This window comes from Thalassospira sp. B30-1 (genome assembly GCF_015767575.1).
Classification (GTDB): domain Bacteria; phylum Pseudomonadota; class Alphaproteobacteria; order Rhodospirillales; family Thalassospiraceae; genus Thalassospira; species Thalassospira xiamenensis.
Map to the genome: position 1 here is coordinate 4093791 of NZ_CP065232.1, position 11807 is coordinate 4105597.

At 54.8% G+C, this 11807-nt stretch carries 9 protein-coding genes; 8 read left to right on the plus strand and 1 reads right to left on the minus strand.

Going from position 1 to position 11807, the window contains the following annotated elements:
- Positions 1-10: 10 nt before the first annotated feature.
- The 3 genes from IT971_RS19190 (at position 11) to argJ (ending at position 3584) form a co-directional block, all read left to right on the plus strand.
- Entirely contained in the window at positions 11-1126 is a 1116-nt protein-coding gene (locus IT971_RS19190) for a hypothetical protein (RefSeq protein ID WP_063094302.1), read from the plus strand.
- 227 nt (positions 1127-1353) lie between these two features.
- The gene (locus IT971_RS19195; protein WP_007091688.1) at positions 1354-2208 is read left to right on the plus strand and encodes a peptidylprolyl isomerase; all 855 of its coding nucleotides are present in this window, start codon (positions 1354-1356) and stop codon (positions 2206-2208) included.
- A gap of 146 nt (positions 2209-2354) precedes the next feature.
- On the plus strand, positions 2355-3584 hold the full coding sequence (argJ, locus tag IT971_RS19200) for a bifunctional glutamate N-acetyltransferase/amino-acid acetyltransferase ArgJ (protein WP_063094299.1): 1230 nt from the start codon (positions 2355-2357) through the stop codon (positions 3582-3584).
- An 81-nt stretch (positions 3585-3665) separates the two neighbouring features.
- On the opposite strand, the gene IT971_RS19205 is transcribed toward argJ, so the two are convergent.
- Positions 3666-4937: a pentapeptide repeat-containing protein gene (locus tag IT971_RS19205; RefSeq protein WP_063094297.1), complete on the minus strand. Its 1272-nt coding sequence runs from the start codon at positions 4935-4937 to the stop codon at positions 3666-3668.
- Positions 4938-5304: 367 nt separating this feature from the next.
- Between IT971_RS19205 and IT971_RS19210 the strand changes: the two genes are divergently transcribed.
- From IT971_RS19210 to IT971_RS19230, 5 genes are all read left to right on the plus strand, one after another.
- Complete coding sequence (locus IT971_RS19210; protein WP_037987020.1) at positions 5305-6525, plus strand: response regulator; 1221 nt, start codon at positions 5305-5307, stop codon at positions 6523-6525.
- Between the two features lie 12 nt (positions 6526-6537).
- Positions 6538-7731: an HD domain-containing phosphohydrolase gene (locus IT971_RS19215; RefSeq protein ID WP_063094295.1), complete on the plus strand. Its 1194-nt coding sequence runs from the start codon at positions 6538-6540 to the stop codon at positions 7729-7731.
- 16 nt (positions 7732-7747) lie between these two features.
- On the plus strand, positions 7748-9181 hold the full coding sequence (locus IT971_RS19220) for a nitrogen regulation protein NR(II) (protein ID WP_063094293.1): 1434 nt from the start codon (positions 7748-7750) through the stop codon (positions 9179-9181).
- 113 nt (positions 9182-9294) lie between these two features.
- Positions 9295-10326, plus strand: coding sequence for a LacI family DNA-binding transcriptional regulator (locus IT971_RS19225; RefSeq protein ID WP_063094291.1), 1032 nt, complete (start codon positions 9295-9297; stop codon positions 10324-10326).
- Between the two features lie 147 nt (positions 10327-10473).
- Positions 10474-11733, plus strand: coding sequence for an ABC transporter substrate-binding protein (locus tag IT971_RS19230; RefSeq protein WP_063094289.1), 1260 nt, complete (start codon positions 10474-10476; stop codon positions 11731-11733).
- Positions 11734-11807 lie beyond the last annotated feature (74 nt).

The following is an 11807-nucleotide window of genomic DNA, read 5'->3' on the forward strand; positions in this document are numbered from 1 at the left end:
GAGGCGCTGAATGTTTGGACAAATCAATATCTCCAATTCTCCTGCCGACGCGACAGAACGCTATGTCGCGGCGACACCTAATGTCGTCACGAACGTCGTTGACGAAGCCAAAAGCACCGCACAGTTGGAAGAAGACATCACTCGGACACGTAGCATCATCGACAATATCGAGATCAGCCAAGAAGCCAATGAACGACTGAAATCGACCGTCGAAGAGTTCGACAAGCCGGTTTTTGAATTTCAAAGCAGCGCACTTGACGTTCTGAACCTGATGAAGCCTGCGCTTAGCGATGCGCAAAAGCGCATGAATAACGAGGCTTTCATCGTTCTTGCGATGATGGGAATCCCCCCGGAAAAGGCACGCGAAATTGCCAATTCCATGACGGGAAATACCCCCGAAGGGCTCGCCGTTTCAAATCTGGATGGCACCGCCGCCTCGGTCTCAGCGCAAGAACTGTCTTTAAATGCCACCAACGAAACATCTGTCATATCTGCTGGCGGGATGTCGATCGTTTCTCAAAGCTTCAAGCTTGACCTGACCCAGCTCGAAAGCCGTTTCTCAAAGATCAAAGGCAGCGCGAACATCTCGATCTCGGAATTCCGCGCCCAGATCGAAATGATCCGGATTGAAATCACCCAAGTCTATCAGAAAGACCCGCTGATCCTTGATCTTGACGGGGACGGCATCACCACCTCACACGTCAATGATAACAAACATTTCGATATTGATGGCGATGGAACTATTGATCAAACCGCATGGGTTGGCGGCAATGACGCACTTCTGGCGCTTGATCGCAACGATGATGGCATCATAAATGATGGCACCGAATTGTTTGGCGATCAAAACGGTGCCAAGGACGGCTTTGCCGAACTCGCCAAATATGACGACAACAATGATGGCGTGATAGACAATAAGGACAAGGTCTTTTCCTCTTTGGTCCTGCTGCGTGCTGATGGCAGCCAAGGCTCGCTTGAAAACGAAGGCATCAAATCGATTTCGCTGACAATGATCACCCCGCTTGATCAGCGTCTGATCGGTGGTGATCTGGTTGCCAAATCACAATTTGAGCGCGATGACGGCACCACCGGCACCGTCGGCGAAGTCCTTTTTGACGTTCGCGCCTGACAGCTATTTCTGGATTCTGGCAGAAACCGGCGGGCAAGGGCGCGAAATCCCCCTTGCCCGCGCCATTATATTTTCCGCACTACATCAGCATTTCACATTTTAGCCAGATTGCTTTGAAAAAACCGTGACATCCGAGGGGAACCCTTGTGTGTCACGACCGGATGTGATTTATCCGTGGGGTGAGGCATGGGGAAAAATCCCCCTTAAATGAAAAGTCTGGAGAAAATATGCTGCGCAAAACCCTACTCGCTGCGTCACTTGCGACCGTCATGTTTGCAAGCCCGGTTATGGCACAGGACGCTGCACCGGCCGAAGACCAGGTTCTTGCAACCGTCAATGGCGAGGAAATCCTGGAATCCGAAGTGCGCGCGACACAACAGGGCCTGCCCCAACAGTATCGCCAGCTCCCGTTTGAAATGCTCAAGCCAATGCTTGTCGACCGCGAAATCAATCAGCGCCTGCTGATGCTTGCCGGTCAGGATGCGGGTCTTGCCGACGATGAAGAGGTCAAGAATCAGCTCGCAGCTCTTGAGCGCCGCCTCGTCGCCGAAACCTATCTTGAGCGCGCAATCGCAGAGAAAGTCACCGACGACGCGATCAAAGCCCATTACGACGAATTCATCAAAACCAACGAGCCAGAGCCGCAGGTTCACGCGCGTCACATCCTTCTGGAAAACGAAGACGACGCCAAAGCCGTGATTGCCGAGCTCGATGACGGTGCCGATTTCGTCGAACTCGCCAAAGAAAAATCAACCGGCCCGTCCGGTCCCAATGGTGGCGACCTTGGCTTCTTCAACAAGGGCGACATGGTCGCACCGTTCGCCGAAGCCGCCTTCGCGATGGAGCCAGGCACATACAGCAAAGAACCGGTACAAACCCAGTTCGGCTGGCACGTGATCCTGGTTGAAGAGAAAAAAGACGGCGTACAGCCGACCCTGGAAGAAATCCGTCAGCAGATGGAAGCAGAAGTCACCCAGCAGGCCGTTCAGGACCTGATTGAAGAACTTCGATCCGATGCCGAGGTGGTGAACAACACCGAAACCCCGGCCACAGACGACAGCGCAGAAACCCCGAAAAACTAAGCCCCACGGCTTAACCGGTTTCAAAGCTGAGATCCAAAACGGGGTGAGCCGTCCGGCATCGCCCCGTTTTTTTGTCATCCACCCGTGCCAAATGCGCTACCTTTGGATTAATGGCAGGGTTACGTTCAACGAAGGAAATTGAACAGATGGTTGCGACGTCGCTTTCTCCGCTGGCCCCGGCCGGCTTCCCCGATCTTCCGGCAATTCCCGGTGTCAAACTGCATACCGTGACCCTTGGCATCCGCTACAAGGGCCGCCCCGATGTCCTTCTGGCCGAACTCGAACCGGGCACGCAGGTTGCGGGTGTCTTCACCACCTCGACCACGGCATCGGCCGCTGTTCGCTGGGGACGGGAGGCGCTTAAAGGCGGCACCGGTCGCGCATTCTTTGTCAATGCCGGCAACTCGGTTGCCTTCACCGGCAAGGCGGGCGAAAAATTCGTCGCAGACAAGGTCGAAGCCGCCGCAAAGGCGCTGGGCTGCAACAAGACCGAGATTTTCACCGCCTCCACCGGTGTCATCGGGGAGCCAACCACCGCAAACCGCATCACCGATGCCCTGCCCGATCTTCTGGCAAATGACGCTGGCTGGCTTGATGCCGCCAAGGCGATCATGACCACCGACACCTTCCCCAAGGGCGCATCGGCTACCACCACCATCCATGGTGCCAAGGTCACGATTGCCGGTTTTGCCAAGGGTTCAGGCATGATCGAACCGAACATGGCAACCATGCTTGGCTTCATCTTTACCGATGCCGCCGTGCCCCATGCCGTGCTGCAATCCCTGCTTGCCGATTGCACCAACCGGTCGTTCAATGCGATCACGGTCGATAGCGATACCTCGACGTCTGATACCGTCCTTCTGGCGGCAACCGGCAAGGCCGGTAATGCTGCCGTCACCGGTATTGATGATCCGGCACTGACCGGTTTCAAAACCGCGCTTGAAGACGTCATGCGTGATCTTGCCCATCAGGTCGTGCGCGACGGCGAAGGGGCGTCAAAATTCATCACCGTCAATGTCACCGGCGCCATCAGCGAAGCAGAAGCCAAAATCACCGCCAAGGCGATTGCGAACTCTCCGCTGGTCAAAACCGCGATTGCCGGTGAAGACGCCAACTGGGGCCGCATCGTCATGGCGGTTGGCAAATGCGGCGTGCAGGCCGACCCGAACAAACTGACCGTTTCCATCGGTGGCATTGTTCTGGCGAAAAACGGCGAACGCGTCGCCGATTATGACGAAGCCCCGGTCGCAGCCCACATCAAGGGCCAGTATATCGATATCGATGTCGATCTTGGCTTTGGCGATGGCACGGCCACCGTCTGGACCTGCGATCTGACACATGGCTATATCTCGATCAATGCGGATTACCGCAGCTGATCAGCTTGCCAGACCCCAAAAGATCAAATCCGCCTTTCACCCGAAAGGCGGATTTTTTACAGATACCCCCGACCTTCAAAATCAGGCGTGATCGGGCAAACGCCCATTCAGGGCCGCGGCTACATTGGCTCCGGCAAAATCCACACTGCTCAGGTCCGTTTCACCAAATGCAACGCCGGAAATATTGGCGCGCACCATTTTGACTTCCGCCATCTTTGGCTGGCTGAAACTGGCATTGCGCATATCGGCCTTGGAAAAATCCGCACCGCTCAGATCGGCATACCAGATCACACCTGTTTTTTGCCCATTGCCATCACGTTGTTCAACGGCACCAAACCGCGCGCCCTGGAATATCGCCTTCTGGCAGTTGGCCCCGTTCAACCGCACACCGTTTAATATCGCACTATTGAATTTCGCCAGTTTAAGGTCCGCCCGCCGCAGTGATGCCATGGCAAGAATGGTGTCGACGAACAACGCACCGCGTAAAACGCAATTTTCAAAACATGCCGCCGAAAGATCCAGGCCCGAAAAATCCATCCCCGAAAGGTCACGCCCGTTCGCATCCAACGGCTTGCCCTGTCGTCCACCGGTCGAAAGCCATTCGCTATGTGCATTGACCAGATCGCGAATATCTTCGGGCAAGGGGGCCACTGCCTTGCTGCCAAGGCTGTTGGCGGTATTGGCCTGCGAAAGATCGACACCGTTCAGATCGACATTGCGAAGGTTCGCTCCGCTTAAATCGGTACCGGCCAGAACCGCATTATGAAGCTTCGCCCCCTTGAGGTTGGCGTTCTTCATCTTCGCCCCCGAAAGATTGCAGCCCGTTAAATCCGCCCCGGCAAGATTGACGGCAAACATGTTCGCATCACTCAGGTCGGCATCCACCAGACTGGAACCTGACATATTGGCTTCCGAAAGATTGGCCCCCGCCATCACCGACCCTGCCATGTCGGCATTGCCAAGATCGGTGGCCCGTTTGACCCGGCGTTCCCGCCCGGCATCCATCACGATCATCACTCCGGACCGGAGATCGGCCGCCTTGAGACTGGCGTTTCGCAACTTGGCCCGCGCCATATTCGCCCCGCGCAAATCGGCCCGCTCAAAGCTTGATCCTTCAAGATCGGCTTCGACAAAGTTGGTTCCAAACAGGTCACAGAAATTGAAACTGACATCCTTGATCACGGCCTGGATGAAGTTTGCTCCGGGCAGGATGGCGTCTTCAAGGCTGATCTTGCTCATTTTGATACGCGAAAGGTTCCCGTTGCGAAGCTGCATGCGCTTGCCACCGGGCTGCTTTAAAACATATCGCTGATGCTTTTTGATCGCCTCGATCAGCTCCGGTCGTGACACCATGTGATAGAATCAATCCCCCAGCAACCTGCCCCAACCGCAAAATGCAACGTTACAAAATTAGTATAGCCGGGCCGGGCCCGTTATTTTCTGACACTATTTGACATCTTGGAATTTGCCGGGCGCTTTCCAACAACCAGCCAACATAAATTGTAAAACAATTATGCTCGCCCGGGGCCTGTTCGATGCGGCATTGATCGCCCCTGTATCGCCTGTGCACGACTCGCGGCCCGTCGCCGAAATGCGCCATCACATCCTGAACGTGCAGAATATCTTTTCCTGCAATTTTATTTAAATGTGATCGAGACCTTTGATCTGGCGGACAAAATCACCAAATCCATAGTCAGTTCTCGTGGCATGGACCTATTTTATGAATAATATCCTGTTCGTTGATGATGACGAAAACATCCTGAACGGCCTGCGGCGGCGGTTGCGCGGCATGCGTCCGGACTGGCACATGGTTTTTGCCACCAGTGCGGCTGCCGCCATTGAACTTGCCAGTCACGAAGAATTCGATGTGGTCGTATCGGATATGCGGATGCCCGGTATGGATGGCGCAACGTTGCTGAGCACCCTGCAAAAATCCCATCCACACGCCACCCGCATCATCCTTTCGGGCTTCGCCGAGGAAGAGGCCGTCCTGCGTACCGTCGGGCCAGCCCATCAATATCTTGCCAAACCGTGCGAAGACCTGGTGCTGATCGAAACCATCGAAAACGCGCTTGATTTGCGCAGTCTGCTGACCAGGCCGGAATTGCGGTCCCTCGTTGCCAGCATCGACACACTCAGTTCCCCGCCCGATACTTACCTTCGGCTGGTCAAGGCACTCGAAGACCCGAGAATATCCCAGGATCAGATCACCCGGATCGTTTCATCCGATATCGCCCTGACCGCCGAAGTCCTGAAACTGACCAACTCCGCCTATTTCGCCATCGCCCAGAAAATCAGTTCCGTCTCCCATGCCGTACGCATGATCGGGACCGAGACGCTAAAAGCACTGGCCCTTTTTGTTGGCATTTTCCGCGGATTTGATGGCCCCAAAAGCGAAGCCGACAAATTGCTGCGCCTCTGCCATCGCAGCCAGCAGATCGGCGTCACCGCCGCCCTGATTGCCGAATATGAAAAACTGCCGCGCGCCATCTGCCACGCTGTTCCCTCGACCGGCATGCTCAGCCACGTCGGCAGCCTGATCCTTTATGCCAACCGCAATGCCGAAATGGCCAAGGTGATTGATCGGGTCGAACAGGAACATATCCCCATCGAACAGGCCGAAATCGAACAGTTCGGCGCCGGTCATCCGGAAATAGGCGCCTATCTTCTGGGTTTATGGGGCTTCCCCGCCCCGGTGGTACAGGCCGTTGCCTATCACCACCGCCCGATGGATACCCCGCATCGCGAAATGAACGTCCTTACCGCAATTTATGTCGCACAGGACCTCACCCGGCAGGTTGCCGCCGAAGAAACCGGCAAACAGGTCGAAAGCCATATCGACATGGAATATCTGAAAACCATCGGCAAAGCTGACCAGCTTGACGAATGGCGCATGATCGCGCGCGTTGTCGCCGACAAATACAAAACCCTGACCCAGTAAAGATCCGTGGCCATGGAAAAAAGCAAAGTCCTTTTCGTTGATGACGACAAAAACCTGCTGCATGCCCTGCAACGCAAGATGCGTCACAAATACGATTTTGAAATCGCCATTGGCGGGCAGGAAGCCCTACGTATCCTGATGGAAGACGGTCCCTTTGCCGTCTGCATCGCCGATATGCGGATGCCTGGCATGGACGGTGTGAAACTTCTGACCGAAATCGGGCGCGTCAGTCCCGATACGGTTCGCATGATGCTGACCGGCAATGCCGACCAGCACACCGCTGTCGAGGCCATCAATCGCGGCCATATTTTCCGGTTTTTCAGCAAACCCTGCGATGATGAAATTCTTGAACAGGGGATCAACGATGCCATCCGTCAATATCATCTGATCACGGCGGAACGCGATCTTCTGGAACAGACACTGGCAGGCAGCGTCAAGGTTCTGACCGATGTTCTCGCACAGCTTAATCCCCTGATATTCGGCCGTTCCATGCGGGTGAAATCATGGTGCGACATGATTGCGCGCGATATTGGCTATCCCCAGCCGTGGGAACTTGGTCTGGCCGCCCTTCTTGCGCCGATTGGCCTGGTCTCGCTACCACCTGAAACGCTGGCGCGTCTGGCCATGGGCAAGGTTCTGCAACCGCTTGAACGCGACCTTTTGAAACGCACGCCAGAGGTCGGAAAACGACTGATTTCCAATATCCCGCGTTTGAACCATATCGGCGAAATCGTCTATCTTCAGTTCCGCAATTTTGACGGGACGGGCTTCCCCACTGACAACAGTCCGAAGGGTACGGATATTCCTCTTGGCGCGCGCGTGCTGCGTATCCTCAATGACCTTGCGGAAATCAGCACCAGCGACATGCCACTGGCCCAGAATTTCGATGAATTGAAAGAACATTCGCATCGCTACGATCCGGAACTTTTCGGTCAGATTTCCGACCTGCTGGCAATAGTTGACGACTCTTACGATGTCGATATCCATCCCAAGGGCCGCGAACAGGATATCTTGCTGAAATCGCTGCGTGTGCACGACTTCCTGATGACCGATATCGAAACCGTCGATGGTCATGTGCTGCTGACCCACGGCAACCACGTTTCCGAGGTCCAGTTGCAGCGCCTGCGCGTGTTTCAACAGATCCACAAATTCCATGAACCGATCCGCATTCGTCGTGGCGGCATGAAACCTTCGCAAAACGGTTGAAACACGGAAAGCCGGTATGAACGACACACACCACAATGACGAAAACCTCAAGGTCATCCACCCGACCAGCGATTCGGCGGGTACCGACGACTTGCTCGACGCGATTGATCAACTTGATGTCAGCCCCGAAGCCCTGAAACAGATTCATGCTCTTCTGAACGAACAGAAGAAACGCGAAACAGAGTCAAATCAGCGGCTTAAAACCATCCTCAACAGCGTTGTCGAAGGCATTCTGGTCATTGATGGTGCCGGGATGATTTGCGATTGCAACGAGTCTGCACTCAATCTGATGCGGGGCACGATGTCCGATATGCTGGGCCGGTCGGTTAATGCCTTGTTTGTCGATCGAAAATCGACCGTGCGTCACAAATTGCTTAACCGTTGCATCAATATCAGCAGCGGCACACTGCGCTATGACTATACCGAAACCATGGGGCAGCGCCTTGATGGCGATACCTTTCCGATGGAAATCACCGTAAGCCCCGCCAATTTCACCGGCGAAATGAGCTACCTTTACATTTTCCGCGATATCACGCGCCGCAAACAGGCCGAAGAATCGCATCAAAAGCTCGAAGGTGAATTGCGCGAAGCCTTGAAACTCGAAGCCATCGGTCATCTTGCCGGGGGCATTGCCCATGAAATCAATACGCCCAGCCAGTATATCCGCGACAACCTGAAATTCCTCAATGACGGCTATGGCGCGCTGTCGCGCATTCTGGGGCTGGCGTTGCAAACGCTGTGGCAAAATCGTGATCGTTTGCCGGAAAACACCTTCAACAATTTTGCCCGCAAAATGCGCGATGCCGATCTGGAATTCCTGCTTGATGAAATCCCGCACGCCACCCAGCAATCCCTTGACGGCATCAATCAGGTGGCCCGCATTGTGCTGTCGATGAAGGAATTTTCCCATCCGGGCGGGGCGGAAAAAACCGCGACCGATATCAATCGCGTCCTGTCAAACGTCACCGTGATTTCGCGTAACGAATGGAAACATTATGCGCAACTCATCGAAGAATACGAACCGGAAGTGCCGCATATCCCGTGTCACATCAACGAAATCAATCAGGTGTTTCTCAACCTGCTCGTCAATGCCGCCCAGGCGATTGACGCCGCCGGACGCACGCCCGAAGAAGGCGAGATCAGGATCAAAACCACCTTCCTTGATGACAGTGTCCTGATCAGTATTTCCGATAACGGCACCGGCATCGCCAAGGAAAACCGATCCAAAATCTTCAACCCGTTTTTCACCACCAAGGAAGTCGGCAAGGGCACTGGTCAGGGCCTTGCCATCACCCACGACATCGTGCAGGTCAAGCATGGCGGACGCATCTGGTTTGAAACCGAAATGGGCAAGGGCACAACCTTCCACGTCCTCCTCCCGGCCGAGGATCGGACAGGTAAACCTGACACGGTCAAAAAGGCTCCCGATAAAAAGAAGAAAAATGCCTAGGATCCCGATGTATCGCGACATCTTTGAATATATTGGATTTAATAGAACTGTTTCATAAGTTAGGGTTCGGCTTCTGAAAACCTCATCGGCGAAAACCCAATCTGGAGACCAATATGGCGTCGCGTCCGACCGTTCATGACGTTGCCCGCGAGGCCGGAGTCAGTCTTGCCACCGTCGACAGGGTTTTAAATGCACGAAGCGGCGTCCGTCCGGCCACCGCGCGCAAGGTCGAAGAAGCCATGGCAAAACTGCGATATGAACGCGATATCGCCGCCGCCAATCTGTCCAAAAAACGCTTTTACCGGTTCTGCTTTATCCTGCCCAAAGGCCCCAATACCTTCATGCGTGGCCTGGAGCAGGAAGTTGGCAAAATTGCCGAACACGGACCTCTTGATCGCATAGAAATCGAAACCATCATGGTCACGGCCTTCGATGGCATTGCCTTGGCCGAGGTGCTTGATGCCATTGGCCATCAGAAATTCGACGGTGTCGCCGTTGTCGCCACGGAATCACAAGCCGTGCATCAGGCCATAGAGGGATTGCGGGAACGCAATATCCATGTCGTGACCCTGGTCAGTGACCATCCGACATCCCGGCGCGAACATTTCATCGGGATTGATAACGAAGTTGCCGGCCGGACTGCCGCCGGATTGCTTGGTCGTTTTTGCCATGCGCCATCGGGGAAAATCGCGGTCATAGCAGGCTCAATGCTACTGCGTGACCATATGGAACGGCGCAACGGCTTTGAACGGATCATCCGCAACGAATATCCGCATTTCTCGATCCTGCCTGCTATCGAAGGTCTCGATAATTCCGACCGGGTGGAACTGTTGCTGCGCGAAATGCTCGAACAAAATTCCGATATTGTCGCACTATACAGCCTGGGGGCGGGCAATCGTGGCGTTATCCGCGCTCTTGAAAAAACCGGCAAGGCCGGAAAAATCCCGGTGGTCGCCCACGAACTGACCGAACATACCCGGACCGCATTGCAAAACGGCATCTTTGATGCCGTCATCAATCAGGACCCCGGCCATGAAGCCCGAAGTGCCGTGCGTGTGCTAAAGGCACTGGTTGACGGACGCCCCTTCCTGAATGCACAGGAACGCATCCGCATCGATATTTTCATGCGTGACAACCTCCCCTAGAACAAAATCTGAAACAGGCACTTTTAAATTCCTCTCTTTTGAGGTACGTTCATCAAAGACGTACGTACCTCAGAAAAGCAACTGAATATCGTCTCGTCCTAAAATACATCAACAAAAGGTTGCAAAAGCAACCCCCGGGAGGAACCAATGAAACATATGTTTGGCGCTGTCGGCATCGCCGTATGCAGTCTGTGCACCGTCGCCGCTCAGGCCGATACCACCATCAATATTCTGCGCGTTGAAACCGGCGATCCGGCCCAGAAGGCATATCTGTCGACTATCGGCAAAGATTACGAAGCCAGCCACCCCGGCGTGAAAGTCAATTTCGAATATCTCGCCAACGAAGCCTATAAAAGCAAACTGCCGACCCTGCTGCAATCCGATGCTGCCCCCGACATTTTCTATAGCTGGGGCGGTCAGACGCTGGCCGATCAGGCAAAGGCAGGCTTCCTCAAAGACATATCCGGCCTGCTAAACAGCGACTTCCTTGATACCGTTCCCAAATCCGCGGTTAACGCCTATTCGGTCGACGACAAGATTTACGGCCTGCCAATCTATGCGACCGAGGTCATCTTCTGGGTCAATAAAGACCTGACCGCCAAGGCTGGCGTCGATCACACCCAGATCAAAACCTGGGATGATTTCCTCAAAGCGGTTCAGAAAATCAAGGATGCCGGCATCACCCCGATTGTCGCCGGCGGCAAGGATAAATGGCCACTGCATTTCTACTGGGCCTATCTTGCGCTGCGCTATGGCGGGGCGGATGCGATTAACGAAGCCATGCAGGATGACGGCGAGAATTTCGAATCAGAGCCCTTCGTCAATGCGGGCCGGACCTTCCAGGAACTGGTCAAGCTCGAACCATTCCAGTCGGGCATGATGGGCACAAGCTACGAACAAGCCAGCGGCATGTTCGGCGACGGTGCCGCGGCCTTCCACCTGATGGGGGATTGGGATTATCTGCCGTCGCGTGCGCGTTCCCAAAGTGGCAAGGGCCTGTCTGATGACCAACTGGCCATCATGCCCTTCCCGATGATCGATGGCGGCGAAGCCGGTGCCGATGCAACCTTTGGCGGCATCAATGGCTGGGCGGTTTCCCATAATGCGCCTGATGAAGCGGCTGATTTCCTGCAACACATGATCAGCGCCAAATATCAGCGCGAAGCCGCCAAGGCCGGGATCTTCATTCCGATCGTCAAGGGAACCGACGACGCAATCGATAATCCGTTCTTCCAGCAGGTCGCGCGGGATCTGACGCAATCTTCCTATCATCAGATCTTCCTTGATCAGTATCTCGGGGCGTCCGTCGGCGCCACGGTGAATGATATTTCCGCCGATCTGGCCCAGGAAGTCATCACCCCAGAAGAAGCCGCCGCACAAATTCAGGAAGCCTGGGACTTCCAGTAAGTTCTGACCCTGCATTTGACCCTGCATTCGGGGGCGTTTGGTTCGATCCGCTTGCGGGTTGGGCAACGCCCCCA

Bases quoted from the DNA above. Each gene is read 5' to 3' on its own strand.
- IT971_RS19210 (WP_037987020.1), top strand. From the start codon at position 5,305: ATGAATAATATCCTGTTCGTTGATGATGACGAAAACATCCTGAACGGC.
- IT971_RS19220 (WP_063094293.1), top strand. From the start codon at position 7,748: ATGAACGACACACACCACAATGACGAAAACCTCAAGGTCATCCACCCG.
- argJ (WP_063094299.1), top strand. From the start codon at position 2,355: ATGGTTGCGACGTCGCTTTCTCCGCTGGCCCCGGCCGGCTTCCCCGAT.
- IT971_RS19195 (WP_007091688.1), top strand. From the start codon at position 1,354: ATGCTGCGCAAAACCCTACTCGCTGCGTCACTTGCGACCGTCATGTTT.
- IT971_RS19225 (WP_063094291.1), top strand. From the start codon at position 9,295: ATGGCGTCGCGTCCGACCGTTCATGACGTTGCCCGCGAGGCCGGAGTC.
- IT971_RS19230 (WP_063094289.1), top strand. From the start codon at position 10,474: ATGAAACATATGTTTGGCGCTGTCGGCATCGCCGTATGCAGTCTGTGC.
- IT971_RS19205 (WP_063094297.1), bottom strand. From the start codon at position 4,937: ATGGTGTCACGACCGGAGCTGATCGAGGCGATCAAAAAGCATCAGCGA.
- IT971_RS19190 (WP_063094302.1), top strand. From the start codon at position 11: ATGTTTGGACAAATCAATATCTCCAATTCTCCTGCCGACGCGACAGAA.
- IT971_RS19215 (WP_063094295.1), top strand. From the start codon at position 6,538: ATGGAAAAAAGCAAAGTCCTTTTCGTTGATGACGACAAAAACCTGCTG.